This window comes from Pseudomonas sp. DSP3-2-3, assembly GCF_049898225.1.
Lineage (GTDB): Bacteria > Pseudomonadota > Gammaproteobacteria > Pseudomonadales > Pseudomonadaceae > Aquipseudomonas.
Genome location: NZ_JAFCXH010000054.1, coordinates 1 through 20,216 on the forward strand (window position 1 = coordinate 1; position 20,216 = coordinate 20,216).

Sequence of the window (20,216 nt, forward strand, 5' to 3'; positions counted from 1 at the left end):
CTGCCTTGACGATGAGCCTTGACCCAGTTGAACAGGGTCTGGTCGGACATACCCAGAGAGCGGGCAGCGGCAGCAAGCGTCAGGCCAGTATCAACCAATCGCACGGCCTCAAGCTTGAAGTCGAGGGTGTATTTAACGCGGCCTGTCTTGGACTTAGTCATGTCGTATCCTTGCGGCTATTGAGACACCTGGCAAGGGATACGTTTTTCAGGGGCAAGGTCATTCATCGTGTAGATCGAAGCGTTTACCAAAACAAGTTCATTTCCTTGATATGCCATGACAAACATCTTCTTTGAAAGTTAGTGAGTTCGAGGGTCAAACACTTGGAACAAGTGCCAGCCCCCCTCTCGACAATGTATTGATTTATGAGCGCCGTCCGGACATGTCGCCCACGCCTGGAGCTCCGATATCAAACCGGTATTTTCAAGTTGTGGCTTAGCTGGCCGTGATCTACCTCGCCCTTCGCTGCACACGACTGCTCAGGCTGTTGCGAATCGGCAGCGGCGGCTATATCACTCGGTCTGAGGAGGAAATGTGCTAGTGCCGGTAGCAGGATCAGTGCTCCCAACATGTTCCATAGGAACATAAAGGCCAACAGCAGTCCCATATCCGCCTGAAACTTGATAGGACTTAGCACCCAGGTGACAACACCAATGGCCAGCGTGATACCCGTCAGCATCACAACCTTCCCGGTAAACAACAGGGCTCGGTAGTAGGCCTCGGATAAGCTCTTACCCTCTCGCAACTGAGCCAAAGTGACGGACAGGATGTACAGGGCGTAGTCGATACCGATTCCCACCCCCAAGGCGATGACAGGCAATGTCGCAACCTTAACGCCCATGCCGAGAGTGACCATCAACGCCTCGGCGAGTATCGAGGTAAGCATCAATGGCAATACCGCTACTACCACCGCCCGCCAGGAACGGAAGGTAATCAGGCTTAGTACCGCAACAGCGGCATAGACTAGAAACAGCATTTGCCACCAGGCTTGCTTGACCACAATGTTAGTGGCCGCTTCGATACCGGCGTTCCCGGCAGCCAACAGGAACTTGGTATCGTCAGTATCGTTCTCGCGGGCAAATGCTTCGACAAACCGGACCACGGAAGACAGCGTGTCAGCCTTGTGATCGCGCAAATAGATGTAAAGCGTCAACAGGCTGCAGCTGTCGTCGTAAAGCCCGCGCGGTGCGCCAGCTGTGATCGTGTTCAGCATGCTCTGATTGGGAAGGAACTCGTACCACTTAGGGTTGGCCTCGTTCAAACCAACCAGCATTTTCCGGTTCAGCAGAGATAGTGAGTTGGTCGTCTCGACGCCCGGGAGCTGACGTAGTTGCCATTCCAGCGAATCGATCTTGTTGAGCGTTTCGTATTGGGAGCATTGGCCTGCGGGGCTCGCGACCATGACAGCGAGAACGTCGCTTGATGCACCGTAGCTCGTGTTCATGAAGGCCACATCACGGTTGTAACGACTGTCAGAACGCAGCTCGGGCGCCCCTGGGTCCAGGTCACCGATTTTCAGATGGGTGCTGACGACAAAACCGGCCACACCAATGATCGTGGCCCCCACCAATGCGAAGGCAGCCATCCTGCGCTGAGTGAAGCGATCCAGAAAAGACCAGAGCGGGTGCTTGCCCTGCCCTTTATCATCTGCTGACTCGGCATGCAGGCTACGCTTGGCAGCAAAGGCGCTGACGCCAGTGTAGGAAAGCATGATCGGCAACAGGATCAGATTAGTAAAGATGAGTACCGCCACGCCGATCGAGGCAGCAATAGCCAATTCGCGGATAACCTGAATGTCGATCACCAGCAACACTGCGAAGCCGACAGCATCGGCCAGCAGTGCCGTCATACCTGCCAAAAACAGACGGCGGAATGTGAAGCGTGCGGCGAGTAACTTCGGAACGCCCCGCCCGATGTCCTGCATGATGCCATTCATCTTCTGCGCGCCATGGCTCATGCCAATAGCGAACACCAGAAACGGCACCAGAATAGAATAGGGATCCAGGGAATAACCAAGCGTCGGCAACAGTCCGAGTTGCCATACCACTGCGATTAACGATGCTGTAACCACCAGCAACGTAGAGCGGGCACAACGGGTGAACCAAAACACCGTAACAGTGGCGATGCCGACGGCTATGGCGAAGAACACCAAGACCGAACGCACACCGTCGATAAGATCGCCGACAATCTTGGCGAACCCTGTGATGTGCACCACATTACCTTCGGCTTCGTACTTGTGACGCAGTTGTTCCAGATATCCGGCGAATACCGCATAGTTCAAGGGGCGACCTTCGCTGTCCTTGGCCAGTAACGGAACGTAGATCACCGATGACCTGCCGTCGGTGGACACGATCTGGCCGATCTCACCGGAGCGGGCGATGTTCGCCCGCAACTGCTCAAGGCTCGAAGGGCTGCCGTCGTATCCTTCAGGAATCACCTGGCCGCCTTCAAGACCCTCTTCGGTCACGCCCGTCCACCGTGTTGATGGCGTCCACAGTGACTTCATGTTCGCCCGATCCACCCCGTGCAAAATGAAGATTTCATCGGACATGCGGCGCAACGCATCGAGGTATCCGGGATCGTAAATGGTGCCTTTAGGACTCTCCACTGCAACGCGAACAGCGTTGCCAAGACCAGCCAACTGATTCTGGTATTTGTTGAACTCCTGGATGTAAGGGTGCTGCGTCGGAATGGTTTTTTCAAAGCTGGCATTGAGCTCCAGCTTGGTCGTCTGCCACCCCAATAAAGCGGTAACAATGGCACAAAGAATGATGACCACGAGTCGATTGTTGAATAACGCGCGTTCCAGCAGGGAGCCCGACTGGTGATCGAAATTGACGGCATCCCCTGAGAGGTCTGACGATTGAATCTTCACAGCTTATCTCCAGGTTTGACTACATGTACGCCAAGCTGACTGAGCACCACCGTGCTCAAGTTTGATGTGAGCAGCACACAGTTAAGGGGTGGAAAAGGTCGGGTATTGAGTGGTTCGAGCTTTCCTCCCCGCTCGCGCATTACCAATCCCGCCTGATTAACCAGAATCAAGTGACCATCAGGCTGGATCGCAGAAGAGGTAATAGACGCTTCATCCGGCGAGACCAGTGATGTCCATGTCTTGCCGCCATCCTCAGAGCGCAAGGCATTGCCGCGTAAACCAGCGACGACAACTTCATGCTTCGATAGAATTTCTACCGTGAAATAACTGCCCCGATAGGGTGTCTGGGCGATGGAAAAGGTCGCACCGCCATCCTCTGAAGTGCGAACCAACCCTTGTTCGCCAACGATAATGATCGTCTGGCCCTCGCCGCGTATTGCATTCAAGTGAAGCGTACCAGGGTTTTGAATTCGGTCTCCCCAGGATGACCAGGTCTTGCCACCGTCGGTGGTTGATAGGGCGATTCCGTAAGCACCCACCACAACGGCATTAAGAGGATCGCGCACCAGAACATCGAGAAGAGGCTTGTCCGCCCCTTCCTCAACCATGCGTTGCGCGAAAGCGATTGGCCGGGCTTCGCCTTTTTTTTGCGCTTCAGCAAGAACTATCTGGGCAATCCGCCGGCCGTCGAGGCTAAGTGTCCAACTTTCGCCAGCGTCAGAGGTCACTAGCACGCAACCTCCATGCCCAACGGCATAGCCGTTCCTGGCATCGGCAAAGCGCACGCCGGTCAGCGTCACGCTGACTGGGGTCTGCACCTGCCGCCAGTTCGCTCCAGAATCATCGGACAACACCACAATTCCCCGCTCCCCCACAGCGACGAGGCGATTTCCCGCCTGCGCCACGCCAAGCAAGTACGAGCGAGCCGCCATTACAGTGGGAACTGAGGGTCTTTCTAACGCAGATCCAACCGGCGCCCCATTGGCAATCGACAATGTCGATATAAGAACCATGCCCCAAAGAAGGCACCATGCTAAATGTCGAGAAACGTTACTCATGTTTGACATAATTGACTCCGTACTTCGTTCAGTAACTCACCAGTAAAACGTTGAGCATGCAGCTTTGATACTCAACGCGTTTACCCTGAGTTCACTGCCACTGTTTACCCAATGATAAGCGCCTGACCTAACAGACGAAGCGCGAACCTGTGGGCAAACCTTTCTCTTAGAATGTGCGCTGTAGTGAAAGAGAAACGAAGTCGCGATCCTTCATCGATTGTTTGTATGACGTGAAACTCGTGTCATCCAGGAACGTACCTTCCGGCCCAAAGAAATGGGTGTAGGTAAGCCCCGCTCTCCAATCGTTGAGGTATGTCGCCTTCAACCCGATACTGACATCTCCGACATGATCTCCGTTAAACGACCCCACTACTGACGAGTTGCCAATACCGAAGCCCAGACCTAATGGCACGGAGATATCTACCCCAGAAAAAAACTGGCGATAAGATGGCTCGTAGACTACGCGTATGTTGGCTGCATCTCGATCAGCATTGGGGCTTAGAAGATCAGGATTCTTGGTAATACTCGTGCGTCGATTCCAAGCGACCTCCCCGAGAAAACTGGCTTCATTTGCGATGAGTGATGGACCCAGGGTCGCCAACCAAGACACTTGCGCATGCAGGGAATTACCTACGGCATAAAGCGGATTGCCATCGTTATCGCCGGTGCCTGTCAAATCGACCGCGCCACCGCTGATCAGAGGAGTGTTGCGACGCACAGATACTTCGCCGGCAATGTTGTAGTCGCCAAACGTGCGACTGAAACTCGCCCCGTAAGCAGTGATATCTTCCGGATAAACCCATTGGTATTCACCGATCTGTCCACTGACAGGATTGAGGGCACCAGGTCGTAGATAAAGCTGAGGTGTTTTGTCGTGGTAACGGATCGCGTAGATGCCATAGTCTGTTTCATCGACGCTGAAGCGTACTTGCACGCCACCTTGCCCGGAATTCCTGGCCTTCATGTCCTTCCCTCGGAAGAACGTCAATGGCCCACCTCCTGGTATGACAGGAGGGCCGGCGATCAATCGCTCGGCACCATCTCCTATAACATCGAGGGTCGAGAAATAGCTGCCAGCAGCAGGCAACTTCGTTTCTTCCCACCGCCACTGGTAATAGGCGCCGATGGAGACGTCCGGCGTTAACTGAAGCTGCCCGGAAAACTGCTGGACCGGGCGAATCAGCTCCTTGAACTGGGTATTGGGTACAGACAGAGCTTTCACTGCATCTATCGGTGCCATCCCACCTGCAATGCCGTTGGCACCAAAGAACAGGCTCTCACCCCAAATCAGGGCATGCCTGCCCGCTCGAAAGGTGGCCTTGGTATCCCCGATAGGCACTCGGCCATAAACAAACGCATCCAGCAACTCGGCCTTTCGCCCGTGCAATTTCTCGGTATCGCTGGTGAACTCGTCATAGGGACGGGAAACGGAGTTAACCGTGCTCGGCGAATTATTATCGTTGGATTCGTTATAAACGGTGTCATACCAGCCAGCGCCCGACAACCGTGCGCCGAAACCCTGGTAGTTCATATCCAACTCTGAGAGAACGTCGAACCGGTTGGAAATCAAGCCCTTGCTGAAGTTTCGATCACCGTCATCCTGGTTGACCGAGGAAGTCAACTTATCGGACGCCCCCTTGACACGAAAAGCACTGTTGTACTTGACCGTATTGTCCCACCGAAGCTTGAAATCTGGATTTTCAGTGTCAATCACGAATGCATAAACACTCGGCGACATGATAGCCATTATGGAGATCGCGAGTGGACGCAAGGCTTTATTTTTATTCATTTTATTGGTTCCGCTAGTGCCTGATTCATAGTCATCGACCAATGGAACTACCCGTCACTCACCGACAAACGCCGGAGTTGTGTCAGAGCATTCCGACGGAAATTAGATTACGAAGGCATCGCAGCGTCCGTTAGCCTAATTTGGCATCAAAAACGCAGAAGCATTGAAATCCCACTGCGGCAAGCCTGACTCATCCAGAAGTCGATGAGAGTTCGCAGAATGTCCCATCCTGTCGACTCCAGTTACAGAGAGTCCAGCGATTTGGTGCATGCCAATATTGGATAACACCCCCCCTCCTTCTCTTTGTATCTTGTTCGTCAGCACTAAGATCGACATCAAATCTTTTTGCAGAGGTTGGACAGCAGTGGTCGACTGAAACCCTCTGTACATGCGAAAACGATATAAAAAGGAGCGAACGGTGACCAACATCGAATTGCTGCAGCGCAGAAATCAGCTATTAGGCAAGGCTGCACCGCTTTTCTATGACACACCGCTACACATTGTGCGCGGCGAAGACGTCTGGCTATTTGATGCGGACGGTAAACGTTATTTGGATGCCTACAACAACGTACCGGTAGTGGGGCATTGCAACCCCAAAGTAGTAGAGGCTCTTTGCAAACAGGCAGCCGATCTCAACATACATACCCGCTACCTACACGAGAATGTAGTCAATTATGCCGAGCGCCTGACAGCGACTTTTGACAAATCACTGGATATGGCCATTTTCACCTGCACCGGCAGCGAAGCCAATGAATTGGCCTTGCGCATAGCCAGGATGACAACCGGCGCCAAGGGCATCATTTGTTCGAACTGTACTTATCATGGCAATACGGCGGCAGTGGATGAGCTGTCGACTATGTTTACCGGTGGCGTCACCGGAAGTCTCAATGTACGTGCAGTGCCATTCCCCGACCACTATCGTCCGCTCGGCGGCCTACAGGGCGAAGCACTCATCGACACCTATGTCGCTGAAGTCGCAAAAGCTATCGAAGCATTGAAGGCAGACGGCTTGGGGTTCGCCGGGCTTTTGATCTGTCCGATCTTCGCCAACGAGGGCCTGCCTGGCGCTCCCTCCAGCTACGTCCAAAAAGTAGCTCGCTTGGTACGCGAAGCCGGTGGCTTGCTGATCTTTGACGAGGTCCAGTCAGGCTTCGGTCGCACCGGACATATGTGGGGCCAGGATCAGGTCGGTGTTGTTCCGGATATTGTCACCATGGGTAAACCCATGGGCAACGGACATCCGATCGGCGCCGTGGTGTCTCGAGCAGATCTAGTCAACAACTTCCGCGAGCGGGTGATGTACTTCAACACTTTCGGGGGAAATCCGGTCTCCTGCGCAGCAGGACTGGCGGTGCTGGATGTTATCCAGGAAGAACGACTGTTGGAGCATGTTGCCCAGGTTGGCGAGCATACGCTCAAGGGTTTGATCGCACTCCAGCAGCGCCACGAGATCATCGGCGACGTCCGAGGTTCAGGGCTGTTTTTCGGCATCGAACTGGTGCTGGACCGCAACAGCAAAGAGCCCGCAAGGGACTTGTCCAAGCAGGTGGTCAACCTGATGAAGGACCGCGGTGTTCTGATCAGCCGCCTGGGACCGAACGACAACGTACTCAAAGTGCGCCCGCCGCTGCCTTTCACGACCGAACACGCCGACCTGTTCATCAATACCCTCGACGATTGCCTGGCAACTCTGTAGGAGCCGCCCATGAGCGAACACATTGAAATTAACCAGGAGCAGATGCTGAGCAATCTACTGGGGCTGGCACGGGCGTCGTTGCACCACTGGAACATGGACTGTCTGGACGTCACCCTGATCAAATACCGCGAAAATGCAGTATTTAAAATCGAGACCACAAACGGAAACCGCTACGCCCTCCGTGTGCACCGTGGCGGCTATCACTCGGACGCAGCGTTGCGCTCCGAGCTGCAATGGATGGCTGCACTACAGCAATTCGGAATCGACGTGCCCGTAGTAGTACCGACCGACAAAGGTGAGTTGTTCATTCTGGCCACGCTACCCTCCACTGGCGAAACCTTACAGATCGACCTGTTCGAGTGGATCGAAGGTCGCCAGCTCGGCACGGCTGAAGGCGGCCTCGGCGATGACATACAGCAGATCCAGCATACTTACCGGACCATTGGAAACATCGCCGCACGCCTCCACGAGCACGGCAGACAATGGCGTCGGCCCGAAGGGTTCAATCGCCATGCCTGGGACGCTGAAGGCCTGGTCGGCGACTCCCCTTTCTGGGGGCGCTTCTGGGAACTGCGCAGCCTCAACGAAAAGCAACAGCAACTGGTCCTGACGGCACGAAACATTGTTCGCTCCGAGCTGCAAACAATTACCCAGGCCCCCGAGCACGACGACTACTACGGCCTGATCCACGCCGATTTTGTGCCGGAGAATCTGATGATCTCGGGCGATACCGTGCGTCTGCTGGACTTCGATGACGCTGGTTTCGGATGGCATCTGTTTGAACTGGCCACTGCGCTTTACTTCGTCCGCCGAGATGCGAATTTCAAGGTTGCTCACGACGCTCTGATCGAAGGCTACCGAGCATATCGAGCTCTACCTGAAAAGGTCCTGGCCAAACTGCCGGTCTTCATGATGGCACGGGGCTTCACCTACTTGGGCTGGGTGCAAACCCGAGAAGGGTCGGACGTCGCCAGGGAACTCGCTCCCTTCTTGACCGAACTGGCATGTGATCTCGCCGCCGAGTTTGTCAAGACCTATAGCAGTTCCGCCAAAGCCGAGTAAATGGCCAACCATCGATATACGACAGCCCATACAAGGGCGTGGTCAAACAAAGGGGTGATGTATGTTTAGATTGAAAGGAAAAGTAGCCTTAGTGACCGGCGCCAGCCAGGGCATAGGCCAGGGCATCGCCGAGGTGTTCGCCAAAGCAGGAGCTCACGTTGTGGTGGCGGCTCGCAATGCTGAAAAAGGTCGTAAGGTAGTCGCCGACATCATCGCCAGCGGCGGCCAGGCACAATGGCTGCAGACCGACCTCAGTACAGCGGATAATGCCAGGCATCTGGTCGAAGCTGTACTCGCAGAGCACGGTGCATTAGATGTTCTCGTGCATAACGCCGGGGTATTCCCGATGGCGACGATCGACGACCTCAGCGACGCGCAACTGGAAGAAACTTTGACGGTAAACCTGAAGGCCGCCTTCTGGCTGACTCAGGCAGTGTCACCATCGATGCGCGAACGCGGCCATGGCCGCATTCTCTTCACGTCGTCAGTAACCGGCCCACGTGTGGCGATGCCGCTGCTGGCTCACTACGCGGCCAGCAAGGCCGGGCTGAACGGATTCATCCGCGCTGCTTCGCTCGAATACGCACGAGACGGCATTACCGTTAACGCCGTTGAGCCCGGCTACATCCTCACCCAAGCAATGGACCAACTAGTCAGCCAAGAGGAACAAGCGGAAATGGCCACTCAGGTACCGATCGGAAGACTCGGTCACCCTCACGACATCGCTCACGCCATGCTCTATCTGGCGAGCGACGAGGCGAACTACGTTACCGGGCAGAGCATCATCGTCGACGGCGGTTCATGCACGCCAGAAAGCTCAGTTCAATTGCAAGGCTTCTATACAGACCGCGGCCGATAAGTAGTGATGTCTCGGGGCAAGAATCCTGCCATTGCGCTGGCTGATACCGATCCGGCGCTGGTCATCGAGGGGTTAAGTCGAGTCGACTGACTGGACGCCTACTGCGAAACCAAGTCCGTGTGTTTGCGCCGCTAAGGCCGGAGAACATTGCCCCGCCTGAAAATAACGATGGGGCGATGTGATCGTCATTCCCAGGGCAGAGATAGAGCCCACTTACGCCAGATCAACCGTGACACTTGCGGCATTCACGTCACTAGTGTCCGGTAAAAACCGAAGGGGGAGCTTGCTCCCCCTTGCTGTTGGCGGCCGTCAGTCATAATCTGATTTTTCAGACTCGATTTTGACTCATGTTTACCAGCACCCGTTTAGCCCACCTACTCAGTGCGATCCCGCGTCAGTTTTTCCGGCAATCCACCGAAAGGCACCGGGCGGATCGCTATGTCAAACGCTGCACGTCCTGGCAATTGCTGGTGACACTGGTCAGCGGTCATTTGACCCAAGCCCCAAGCCTGCGGTCCTTGGCGAATTTCTCCGAAACTCTAGGCCCGCATAGCTACCATCTTAAAGCCGGCCCTATTGCCCGCTCGACCCTGTCCAATGCCTTGAATAAGCGCGACTACCGGCCATTCCAGAACCTCTGCGAGTTTCTGTTGCTCAGCATCAGCCGCCAGCAGCGCAAGGAAGTCGGCGCCATGGTGAGCCTGATTGATTCCACTTCGATCACCTTGCGCGGACCTCACTTCGATGGCTTGACAGCCGCGACGAAAACCCGCATTAGACAAGGCCTCAAAGTGCATGTCGGGCTGGATCTGGCGCAGTTGGCCTCGGTGTACGTGAACATTACTCCCGCCAACATCAACGACATGAGCGACGCACTGGAAATGCCGATTAAGGCCGGCATGACGTATGTTTTTTGACAAGGGCTATTGCGATTACAACTGGTGGCACCAGTTGCAGACCAAGGGGGCTTTCTTCGTCACCCGCTTGAAGAAAAACGCCAATATCAAAGTGCTGGACGAGCACTCGACCGCAGCCGAGCAAAGCCCGGTCATGACCGATGAAGTCGTCCAGCTTGGCAAAAAGCATTTGGCCGGTAAACGCCTGAATGCCTACCGGGAAACACCGGTAAGACGTGTCGTGGTTGAGCGTGAGGGCCATGCCACACCGTTAATCCTGGTGACCAACGACTTCACGAGAACAGCTGAAGAAATCGCAGCCCTGTACAAAGATCGCTGGAAGATCGAGCTGTTTTTCAAGTGGATCAAACAACATCTGAAGCTCAAACGCTTCTATGCCTTCTCTGAAAACGCCGTGCGCTTGCAAATTTACAGTGCCTTGATCAGCTACTTGTTACTGCAACTTTTCCATCGTCGCTCAGGATTTACCGGCTCGTTGTTCGAGCTGACGGTTCGCATAGCGCATGTCCTGCATGAACGGCCCGCTACCCCAGCGTTGAGGGACCGACGAAGGCTGGAGCGAGAAAAGCTGAAGGCTGCCCAAGACAGCCTTCAGCTATGAAACGTGTTTACCGGACACTCGTGGGCGTTCACGTGGACTCATGCCGAAGCGCGCCTTGAAGGCTGTGTAGAAGTAATCGCCAGAGCCCCATTGACCAACGAGTGTTGAAAGGGGCTGCCCGACTGGTGCCCGACGCAGAACCTCGGCACAACGTTCAAGTCAGCAGCCTTTGATATGCTGCGAGACCACCAGCCAGCGGCGAGCAAACATCCAATACAGCCCCCCGAACAGAAACACCGACCTGACGACAGATCAGTTCCGGACACAGATCAGCTTCGTGGATGTGCGCATCGATGAAAGCAATAGCCTTTCGAAACAGACGATTGCGCCTGTCCTGCCCCTCACTTACCTCAATGACTGGGCGCAATAGCACCAACAGCGCCCCCAGCGTAACCTCGCCATCACGGCCCATTGGAAAATGACCCGATCTTCCCATAGATACCTTCACTCAAGTAGCGCCCGGCAAGTGCCCCGCAGATTCGATTGATATCTCGCATCCAGACGTCCCAGGCCACAGTTGGGCCTGATGAACTGAAACTCATAGCCCTCCCCCTGCCGTAAATTGCTCGTCAGAAAAATCAGGTTCGAAATTGCTGAACCAGCTCTCGGAGCTCTCTTCCCAATCGTGCAAGCTCTGCACTGGAAACTGCAGTTCGCTGACTTGCATCGGCGCTTTGCTCTCCAATGCCACGAACCCGGCTGATGCTTCCATTGATGACCTCTGCAACTACGCTCTGCTGCTCAGCCGCAGCGGCGATCTGCTGGTTCATTTGCTCAATCGTACTAACCGAACGGGTAATGCGGATCAGAGCATCGCCAGCTTCGCTGGCCAGAGCAACGGTGCGCTGAGTTTGCTTACAACTGCTGTCCATCTGCTGCACCGCGTTACTCGCCAAGGTTTGCAGGCCAACTATCAGCCTTTCAATTTCCTTGGTGGAGTCATGAGAGCGGCGAGCCAGAGCGCGCACTTCATCGGCGACCACCGCAAATCCCCTCCCTTGTTCACCCGCACGGGCCGCCTCGATGGCCGCGTTGAGCGCCAACAGGTTAGTCTGTTCAGCCACCCCGCGAATGACTTCGAGCACGCTACCAATGCGCATGCTTTCCTGATTCAACGCGGCGATAGCGTCAGAGGAACGCGCCACTTCAGTTGCCAGATCACCGATCTGGCCGATTGCCTGCTGCACCACCAAATTGCCTTGCTGCGCCTGCGAATCAGCCTGTTGGGCCGCCTGCGACGCCTGCTCAGCGTTCCGGGCGACCTCCTGCACAGTCGTAGCCATCTGATGCATGGCTGTAGCTGTCTGCTCGACTTCCAGCTTCTGCGTCTGCACTCCACTGCTGGTCTGAGCAGTAATGGAGGAAAGTTGTTCTGCGGAGCCAGATATCTGAGTAACGCTCACACCTATGCGCCGAATCAGGTTCCGTAGATTGAGAGTCATGCCTTGCATGGCCGTCATTAGTTGGCCAACCTCATCACGACGCTCTGATGTGATGTCCTGGCTTAGATCACCCCCGGTAATGCGCTGTGCTAAGACCACTGCCTGGCGCAGCGGCAGGACGATTTGACGTGTTATCAACAAGGAGGCGGACAATCCGATCAGCACAGCTACAAAGCCCATCAACCCGAGCAGAAACAACGCGCGGTGACTGCCAGAGCTCATCGCTTGGCCTTGCAGTTTTTTGGCCGTTTCGGCCAGCGTTAGCACAGTCAGGGCTCGGTCAAGCATCACTCCTTCAATCTCGGCAGTCTTCTTAACCACGCGCTGATAATTGAAGAACGCGTCCTGGTAACTCTTGAGTGCAGCAAGGGCTGCATTGATGTTATTGCGCTGCCTCTCATCCAGCCAGATGCTCAGATTACGTGCGAGTGCGCCCTGCTCTGTGCTGATAGAGAGCCAAGCGTCCAAAGCTTCGGCAGATCCATCGATTATGTACAGACTTTCATTGCTACGCAGGTCGAGCATGCGCTTGCTCATCCCAGACACTTTTTCGGCCAAATCCAGTGGATCATTATCATTGGACTGACCGCTCTCATAGTTCTTCTCACGCAGAGCATCGTATATATCCAACTCAATTGTCTCGAACTGCCTGCGTGCCTCGTTGGCTGTCTGGGTCATTTGCTGTCGAGCCTGGAGGGCTTTAGCATGCTGCTCAACAAACGCCTCAAATTGTTCGAGATAAACCGATGCAGCCTGGTCCATAGCCTGCAGACGAGCCTTCTCGTCCCCGTCCACCGACTCCGAATATTGCCCGAACAGCTCACGCACACGGGCAAGCCCTTGGCGTACCGCCTGGGCGTCAACCTCGGCACGGCTGATGGCAAAGTCCCGCTCACTGCGCCGTGCTTGCAAGATCAGCGTATCAATGGTCGACAGTTGCACGACCTGCCGGTATTGCCCGAGCACCGAGCTTAGGGCAAAAAAACCTGTGCCCATCACCGCTATTGTCAAGAAAAGAACCAACCCGAAGCCACAGAGCAATTTCTTGCCCACAGAAAGATCAACTAATAAGCGCCTGACAAACTCAAACATTTTGAGCACTCCATTTTTTTGGATGGCGCGATGCGCTGGACTTCTTGGTAAAAGCTAAAACCTTTCAGGTGCACTCCCGGCCTCGTGCAAGTCGACCGTACGAATATGGGAGTTATGGCACACTTTGAAAAATCGCAAAAAAAATGCCAGTCCTGCAGCTATCAGACAGACTGACAATTACTCACATCGGCAAATCGACCTCCATACGCCTTATGACTGGCAAAGCCGATTGGGTAACAATTGGAGGACAGATAAAGAGAGCACCGCAAAATTTTCAGCTGCATGAAATTACACCTAAAAAATGGTGCCCACTTAACTAAGTGGACACCATTTCCCGGTTTAGCGGCCTTTAACAGGTGACAGTGCCAAATATAGATATATTATCTAGCGCAAACTGTCGCCGACCATCGAGTCGGCCGAGAACGCATCTTTGTCGAAGCGTGGGGTGAGCGCGTACTGTTTCGGTTTGTTATTAATGAGAGTCTCAAAGCTTGTACCCGATATGAGGTCGTTAAAACCAAAACTTGTAATCACCACTGCCGGAGCGTCAGGTGCAACAACAGCGTCCGCATGAAGTGTCTTCCAGAGTTGACCATTAGCGTCCCAGCGATCGCCCAACAAGCATGTCCAACTGTCCTCGTCACAGTAATAGCGACTTCTCACCGCTTGGTGGCGCTTGCCATTGCGCAAGGTGGCTTCCACCACCCAAACCCGGTGCAATTCCCAACGTACGTGCTCAGGATTGAGGTGATGCTTGGACAGCAACTCTTTGTCATCTTTTACCTGAAGCGCACTGTTACTGTTGTAAGGGACATACTTTTCCTGTTTGCCGATAATTTTCCAGTCGAACCGATCGAGCCGACCCGAGAAGGTCGAGATTTCGTCGTAGCTCATCACCCCGGCAGTGGCCGTCGATGGTGTATCGCAACAGGTGTTTGGCAGCTTGCGCACCCGACGTTGGCCAACGAGATATATCCAGTATTGTGACTTGTCACCGTCCAGGTTTTCGATGCCGGCAAGCGCCTCTCCTGCACGGATTGCCGGTGCCATGGTATCCAGGCGGGAGCGCCAATAATTATTGGTCTTGGCCAGTTCTTCAAGATTACTGTCTGGCAAGTAGTAAGGCATCTCGGTGTTTTGAACAAAGTCAGAAACCAGTACGGCGTCGCCACTGGCGGTCAGCTGATAGGTCTTGATCATTTGCGATGTTGAAGTGCCACGCCAACGCAGCACGTGATTCCACATCAACTCCGCACCGCTTTGCGGAATGGGGAAAGGAATACCGCCATAGACACCTTGCGGAATGTCACCATTCATCTTGCCATTGGTCGCATTTTTGAAGGTGTTGTCATACACCCACTGTGGTGCGGCTGCGGTTCGATGGGTCTTGTAAACATTGACCCGGAAGCTTTCCGGGTACTTCTTCAACAACGCCTGGGTCCCCTCGGTGAGCTTATCGGCATACTGGCTGACATTCGCCGGCGTAATTGAGAACAGCGGTTTCTCATCCTTGAACGGATCGCCACGACGCCCGCCCGGCTCGTCCCCAGGAATTGGCTTAGTATAGCCACCCGTCCAAGCCGGGATTGTGCCATCCTTGTTCCCGGCCTTTTCAGCTCCTAACGGAGTGAGTTCGTTGTTCAGCTTCGCAGCCTCTTGGGCAGAGACGGCTGCAAACGCCTCAGGACCACACGCTAGCAAGGCTACTAGCAGCGAGGGGAATAATAGTTTGCTCATTTGTTTGCTCCTGTGTTTTAACTTTCGGTGGAGCGGCATATTGAAAGCGCCCCTGAGCGATTTTTATAAGAAGCGTTTTATCTTTCACTACTCAGTAAATTGTACCTCATGGCAATACTGATGCCTGCAAGAGTACGAAGCGCAAAATAGTAGTGTTAGCCAGATTTGGCATAAGGTAAAACAACTCGTGCCATCCGTCAGAAGGCAGAGGCTTCCCCCATCGCTAACGGAAAGTGGCGACTGCATCACCAGCCAAGCTGGCTGTCTGAACTGATTGAACGACAAACCGAACCTCTTATCTGATTTCCGTACAATCACAATTATGCACCCGAGAGAGAGGGCGATTTGCAATGGATAATCGATGCCGGGCGATGAAGGCGATGACCAAGCTGGATCTCCCATCAATGCCGATTCTGATCGGTATCGAGAAGGCTATCTATATTGGCATCGGCCAGACTGTCGATACCGAGGCGATAAGCTGCAGGAGGTTGCCGAAGACATCGCAACCCGCAGTGACGCTTTGATATTTTAGATACGCGCTACAGAGCGCGTATGTCCCGCTTTACGCGATTTAACGTCTCCGAAGGAAGTTCATTGAATATTTTTTTATACTCAGAGCTGAAACGACTCAAATGCCAGAACCCCCAACTCGCCACAACATCTTTTACTTGCACCGCACCATCACCCGCACTCACCAAATCACGACGAGCTCCATTCAGCCTGAGCAACCGAAGGTAACTCACCGGGTTGATATTCAACAGATCCTGAAAACTGTATTGCAATACTCGTCGAGAAACACGAAGCTCACGACAGACATCAATAATCTGCAAGGGCTCTGAAATATTATCAACTAAAAATTCGCGTGCCCGGCGCACGATCTGCACATGATTGAACTCTCGATGGACAATCGCTGGCACTGTAAAATTTTTTAGGATAACAGGGGCCAGTGTCTCCATCGCCTTTTGCATCAAGGCTGAGCGTACCTCAGGATGACTAAGCATCTCCGGATCATCATGACAGACGTCGAGCATACCAATGAACACTTTGGCCATGCTTGCCGTGCATGTCGAGTCGTCGACCAGGAACATCCCACGTTTCAGCCAGTCTTTTACCGACACATGTTCGACTGCCTCCATATATTCAGCAACCACTTTACGAGAGACTGCCACAATCAGCAATTTGGTCGGGGGAACCAATGCATCATAATCATTCTCGCCTCTAAAAATGACGAGGTCACTTGCCATCCAGCTTCGACCATTTATTCGTCCTTCGCGCTCCATGCACCAAGGCAGGGCAAAAACAAATGAATCAGCCCACGCAATACCAAGTTGGTGGCTCGTTACATTTCCGATCTCTGTATAAATCTGTAATCCAGAAAGCCATAATTCCTTAGTATTACATTGATATTGCCCTGAAGAAAGTTGAATGTACTCCAGATCCCAGCCATCAAACGCTCCAGAATTGGTGAACGGGTCTGAATGATGACCCGCATGAACATAGTAATCTCTAGTACGGCAAACACTCTCTGATTTCATATTGTTATAGCCTTCGAAAGATACGACTTTTGCCAACGCACCGAAAAATCCGGCCACAAAAAAACATGCAAAAGACGCTCCAGAATGCTGAAAAACTCAATAACATCATCACCAAATTTAGTAATGTGACGAACTGCTAATCAAAACGCAAAAAAACCGAAGCATGGTTATAAAAAACACCACTCCTACAAACATCCAGGTATATTGATAACATCCAAAACAGACTCGACTTTGATATCGAGAGCATTTCGGCCGGCTACCCACGCTCAAAACGTAACGGAAATTCGCGTTTTTAATGCAGTGCAACCAAAGTACACCCATCCAGAATTCGGGCTCGCCATATCACTGATAAAGAAGAAAAAAAGAGTAAAAGGTGAAAGATCGGCCGAGTCCTTATAAAGAAAAGTTACGACCGATCTGCCTCTAAAATGATCGTCTTCTAAAAATGCGCCCTATTCATGTGCATAACCGCAGTTAGCACCGCAAATATGACCTTTCATCGCGCTGCGCTTTATCGGCCGCGAACGCTCCAGGGATAACTCGCCCCCGTCTAAGCGAGGTATGACACCAGCATCAAAAACATCCTTCCCCCCCATCACCGTACGCAGGACTTGCGTGTTGGCTAATTGGTCGAGGCTGCATGTCCGAATATTTTGATCAATGATGGCAATATCGGCCTTATATCCCGGCATCAGCGCACCTATACCTTGCCATTGCATCAGTCGGGCATTGTTTATCGTCCAGGCGTCGAATGCTTGTTGCCGATCGATTGTGTTACCAGGGCCGGAATGCTTGCGCCCCGAACCTGAAAACTCGCGCGTCTCAGCAAGCGCCATGTGCTCGAATGGACTGGTTGGCCCCCAGTCAGAACCCAGCCCGACGTTGGCACCGGAAGCCATCATCTTACCAATCGGCACCAGATCCGGGAGCACATGTTCGCCAATACGCTCCTGATACAAATCTCCCTTGCCCCAGCAGAAGCTCAAGCTGCTGGTAAGATGGAAGTTCAGTTCGGCATAACGCTTGATAGTTTTCTCATCGATGAGGATATTGTGCTGCATGATCCACTCCCTCTCCCGCACATTCCATTGTGAGAGGAAAGGCTCAAGGGACTCGAGAAACTCTCTGTGATCCTGATAGCCGCCCTGTACCATGTTCAATCGAACATTGTTACGCAGGCAATATTCAATGGCGTTGCGCTCGATGCTTTGTGGTACGAATGTACGTCCATTAGTTGGACGTCCATAGGGATCCTTGTAAGTCTGATCGATTCTAAGAAAACCAGACCAGGCGCCTCCCCCCCTTGCCAGCGACATACCATTAACTCGGTACAAGGGATCGCTGGTTTGCGACAGTTTCATCGCCAGCTCGAAATTCTTGTACACATTCTCGTCAGTTAGGCCGAGCCCTAAATCCCAGGACGTTGGTGCGACATCAAGAGCGGACATGACTCGCATACTCAGCAGGCCTTCATCACGTACGCGCTGGTAAGCAGCGATATGGGAAGCGTTCATCACATGCGCCTCATAACATGCGGTTACCCCTTGATTGGCCGCCCTGATTTGACCCGCCAGCGCACCGTGATACCAAAGATCTGCGGGCGGCAGTGGCATTTGCGAAACCACTCGGGTCATCCAGAACGCGCTGTCGTTGTAGTAATTGATCACGCTACCCCGGAAGATACCGGTCAACTCACCGGAATCGTCCTTTTCAATCCAGACATTGTCCACCACATCGGGCAAATCTCGTCCGAGTCCCAGGATCTGCAATGCCTTGGAGTTCAGAACACTGATGTTCGGCACTTGCGGCGCGTAGGCCTGAATCCAGACCGGATGATCAGGCGCAGCGGCGTCGAGCTCATATCGATTTGGCAGACGTCCTTCAGGCAAGTCGCGCCAAGAGCGGCGAATAAAGTAATGGGGTTCACCCACGGGTGTGGTGACAATCCAACCATTGACGGGAGTAACTGCCGCACGCTCTCGAATCCGCGCACGTATATCATCGTGATTGCGTGCATCGTACAGATCGACACACATCGCATCAAAACTGGCGAGGTGAAGAAAATGTGGGTGGTTGTCAATGATGCCCGGAATAACACAGGCGCCACCAACATCAATTTTGTGTGCTGCGGGCCCCGCTAAACTACGCATGTCCGCCAACGCTCCGGTAGCAACCACCGAGTCCCCCTCAAGAACGATGGCTTCGTGAGTTTCCCTCCCCTGATTCTGAGTTAAGACAGGGCCACCGAAAATCAGCGTGCGACGAGTTGAACTTTCCATTTCTGGTCCTCGAAGAAGGTCTTTCTGGATTTAATCAACCTGTCCGCCAGCATGCGGCCACCCAAGAGGGTTGCAGGTCATTCTCATGAGAGTACGAGCGCGGCAAAAGTGCCCGTTATCCAATTTTGGCATCGCGTCTTCACAGCACAGCCTATGCGTACTGAGCAGATGATCTTCATCAGTACAATAGAAGCAGTTGCCTCCATCGTGAGCGATGTTGTGCAACCTGGTTGGGCCCCTGCCTGATCGGGAAGTGACTAATTGCTGTCTGTTGAGCAATAACAGCCAGACTGCTACTCAATTGATGCTAAAGCAGCTGGTGAGAGAAACAAACCCACCGCGCATCGCCCCGCCGCTGCTTCCCCTAGAAGCAGAATCACTTGCTCATCATGCTGGTCGCTTCCTGCGTGGCTTCAGTGGTTCGGGTAGCAAGTTTCCTGACTTCATTGGCCACCACCGCAAATCCGCGCCCAGCCTCGCCCGCTCGGGCCGCTTCAATAGCAGCGTTGAGTGCAAGCAAATTGGTTTGGCTGGCAATGCTCTGGATAGTGCCCACAGTTTGCGTCAGCTGAGCAATGTTCTGCTCCAGATTCTGCTGATGCTTGGCTTCGGTTTCGCGCAACTGTTCTTGTTCGTGCTGGAAATGGATGTCTACCAGCGCACCAACCGCTCGCAGTGGTGTGCCGCGCTCATCCCTACGGGTTTGGCCACGGGCGCGGAACCAGCGGAACTCACCGCTCTTGAGCTTGAGCCGATATTGAATGTCGAACGCGGTTCTGCCGGAGCGGTCATTCAAATGCTCAGCTAATGCCGTCAGGCTGCGCTCCTTGTCCTCGGGGTGCAGGCGTGAAGTCCAGCTTTCGAGTACATCCGGAAATTCTTCGACTGTCTCAAAACCAAGCAGGCGCCAGAATTGCAGAGACCACCATATAGGGTTTCGTGGGTTAACCGGATCGCCAGCGATCACTTCCATGTCCCATAGAGGAAAGAACCATGAATTAAGGGCAAGAAAGGTCTGATTTTCGACCGACTTATGATTTTTGAGCCTCAAGTAGCGAGGGCATGAAAAATCGGTGGGTACTTCAGACCTTCCCTAGATAATCCAGGTCGATTCTTCATGCGAGATATCAAACTCTCAGCTACAAAAAAACGAACTTTGACCTTGCCCCCGAGAAACGTATCCCTTAACCCGGCGTCGGGGTTGAGTATCTAAGGTTGTTGCATTTGCCAGTTCTTCTCGTATTGCATCGGGCTTACGTAAAGCAGAGTCGAGT

15 protein-coding genes and 3 pseudogenes are annotated in these 20,216 nt (G+C 53.5%); 6 read left to right on the plus strand and 12 right to left on the minus strand.

What is annotated here, in order from left to right; translation table 11 throughout:
- From ACP7E4_RS29540 to ACP7E4_RS29555, 4 genes are all read right to left on the minus strand, one after another.
- Positions 1 to 161, minus strand: a 161-nt coding sequence (locus ACP7E4_RS29540) for a transposase (RefSeq protein WP_426119709.1), incomplete at its 3' end; no start/stop codon positions are given.
- 248 nt (positions 162 to 409) lie between these two features.
- Positions 410 to 2,875 carry an efflux RND transporter permease subunit gene (locus tag ACP7E4_RS29545; protein ID WP_426119691.1) on the minus strand — a complete coding sequence of 822 codons (2,466 nt, stop codon included), beginning with the start codon at positions 2,873 to 2,875 and terminating at the stop codon, positions 410 to 412.
- Positions 2,872 to 3,942, minus strand: coding sequence for a WD40/YVTN/BNR-like repeat-containing protein (locus ACP7E4_RS29550; RefSeq protein WP_426119692.1), 1,071 nt, complete (start codon positions 3,940 to 3,942; stop codon positions 2,872 to 2,874). Before ACP7E4_RS29550 ends, ACP7E4_RS29545 begins: the two co-directional genes overlap by 4 nt.
- Positions 3,943 to 4,099: 157 nt before the next feature.
- Complete coding sequence (locus ACP7E4_RS29555) at positions 4,100 to 5,722, minus strand: DUF1302 domain-containing protein (RefSeq protein ID WP_426119693.1); 1,623 nt, start codon at positions 5,720 to 5,722, stop codon at positions 4,100 to 4,102.
- A 418-nt stretch (positions 5,723 to 6,140) separates the two neighbouring features.
- Here ACP7E4_RS29555 and ACP7E4_RS29560 point away from each other — a divergent pair, with 418 nt between their 5' ends.
- From ACP7E4_RS29560 to ACP7E4_RS29580, 5 genes are all read left to right on the plus strand, one after another.
- The gene (locus ACP7E4_RS29560; protein WP_426119694.1) at positions 6,141 to 7,418 is read left to right on the plus strand and encodes an aspartate aminotransferase family protein; all 1,278 of its coding nucleotides are present in this window, start codon (positions 6,141 to 6,143) and stop codon (positions 7,416 to 7,418) included.
- A 9-nt stretch (positions 7,419 to 7,427) separates the two neighbouring features.
- The gene (locus tag ACP7E4_RS29565; RefSeq protein ID WP_426119695.1) at positions 7,428 to 8,480 is read left to right on the plus strand and encodes a phosphotransferase enzyme family protein; all 1,053 of its coding nucleotides are present in this window, start codon (positions 7,428 to 7,430) and stop codon (positions 8,478 to 8,480) included.
- Positions 8,481 to 8,541: 61 nt separating this feature from the next.
- Positions 8,542 to 9,339, plus strand: a complete 798-nt coding sequence (locus tag ACP7E4_RS29570) for an SDR family oxidoreductase (protein ID WP_426119697.1) — start codon at positions 8,542 to 8,544, stop codon at positions 9,337 to 9,339.
- Positions 9,340 to 9,686: 347 nt separating this feature from the next.
- The gene (locus tag ACP7E4_RS29575) at positions 9,687 to 10,256 is read left to right on the plus strand and encodes a DUF4372 domain-containing protein (RefSeq protein ID WP_426119699.1); all 570 of its coding nucleotides are present in this window, start codon (positions 9,687 to 9,689) and stop codon (positions 10,254 to 10,256) included.
- 34 nt (positions 10,257 to 10,290) lie between these two features.
- Positions 10,291 to 10,857, plus strand: coding sequence for an IS4 family transposase (locus ACP7E4_RS29580; RefSeq protein WP_426119700.1), 567 nt, complete (start codon positions 10,291 to 10,293; stop codon positions 10,855 to 10,857).
- A 154-nt stretch (positions 10,858 to 11,011) separates the two neighbouring features.
- Here ACP7E4_RS29580 and ACP7E4_RS29585 read toward each other — a convergent pair whose 3' ends face one another.
- The 4 genes and pseudogenes from ACP7E4_RS29585 to ACP7E4_RS29600 all read right to left on the minus strand — a co-directional run bounded on the left by ACP7E4_RS29585 (position 11,012) and on the right by ACP7E4_RS29600 (position 15,128).
- Positions 11,012 to 11,269, minus strand: a complete 258-nt coding sequence (locus ACP7E4_RS29585) for a hypothetical protein (RefSeq protein WP_426119701.1) — start codon at positions 11,267 to 11,269, stop codon at positions 11,012 to 11,014.
- Positions 11,270 to 11,435: 166 nt separating this feature from the next.
- A complete protein-coding gene (locus ACP7E4_RS29590; RefSeq protein WP_426119711.1) occupies positions 11,436 to 12,317 on the minus strand; it encodes a methyl-accepting chemotaxis protein in 882 nt (293 codons plus the stop codon).
- Positions 12,294 to 13,391, minus strand: a pseudogene (locus ACP7E4_RS29595) (HAMP domain-containing protein); the annotation flags it as partial. The gene ACP7E4_RS29590 and the pseudogene ACP7E4_RS29595, both read right to left, overlap by 24 nt.
- A gap of 384 nt (positions 13,392 to 13,775) precedes the next feature.
- Complete coding sequence (locus tag ACP7E4_RS29600) at positions 13,776 to 15,128, minus strand: DUF1329 domain-containing protein (protein WP_426119703.1); 1,353 nt, start codon at positions 15,126 to 15,128, stop codon at positions 13,776 to 13,778.
- A gap of 350 nt (positions 15,129 to 15,478) precedes the next feature.
- On the opposite strand from ACP7E4_RS29600, the gene ACP7E4_RS29605 reads away from it, so the two are divergent.
- Positions 15,479 to 15,652 carry a hypothetical protein gene (locus ACP7E4_RS29605; RefSeq protein ID WP_426119704.1) on the plus strand — a complete coding sequence of 58 codons (174 nt, stop codon included), beginning with the start codon at positions 15,479 to 15,481 and terminating at the stop codon, positions 15,650 to 15,652.
- Positions 15,653 to 15,667: 15 nt separating this feature from the next.
- Here ACP7E4_RS29605 and ACP7E4_RS29610 read toward each other — a convergent pair whose 3' ends face one another.
- The 4 genes and pseudogenes from ACP7E4_RS29610 to ACP7E4_RS29625 form a co-directional block, all read right to left on the minus strand.
- Positions 15,668 to 16,720: a helix-turn-helix domain-containing protein gene (locus ACP7E4_RS29610; protein WP_426119706.1), complete on the minus strand. Its 1,053-nt coding sequence runs from the start codon at positions 16,718 to 16,720 to the stop codon at positions 15,668 to 15,670.
- 395 nt (positions 16,721 to 17,115) lie between these two features.
- Positions 17,116 to 18,942 (minus strand): amidohydrolase, encoded by a 1,827-nt coding sequence (locus tag ACP7E4_RS29615; protein WP_426119707.1) that lies wholly within the window; start codon positions 18,940 to 18,942, stop codon positions 17,116 to 17,118.
- 385 nt (positions 18,943 to 19,327) lie between these two features.
- Positions 19,328 to 19,618, minus strand: a pseudogene (locus ACP7E4_RS29620) (methyl-accepting chemotaxis protein); the annotation flags it as partial.
- Positions 19,613 to 19,915 (minus strand): annotated as a pseudogene (locus ACP7E4_RS29625) (PAS domain-containing protein); the annotation flags it as partial. The pseudogenes ACP7E4_RS29625 and ACP7E4_RS29620, both read right to left, overlap by 6 nt.
- Between the last annotated feature and the right edge of the window lie 301 nt (positions 19,916 to 20,216).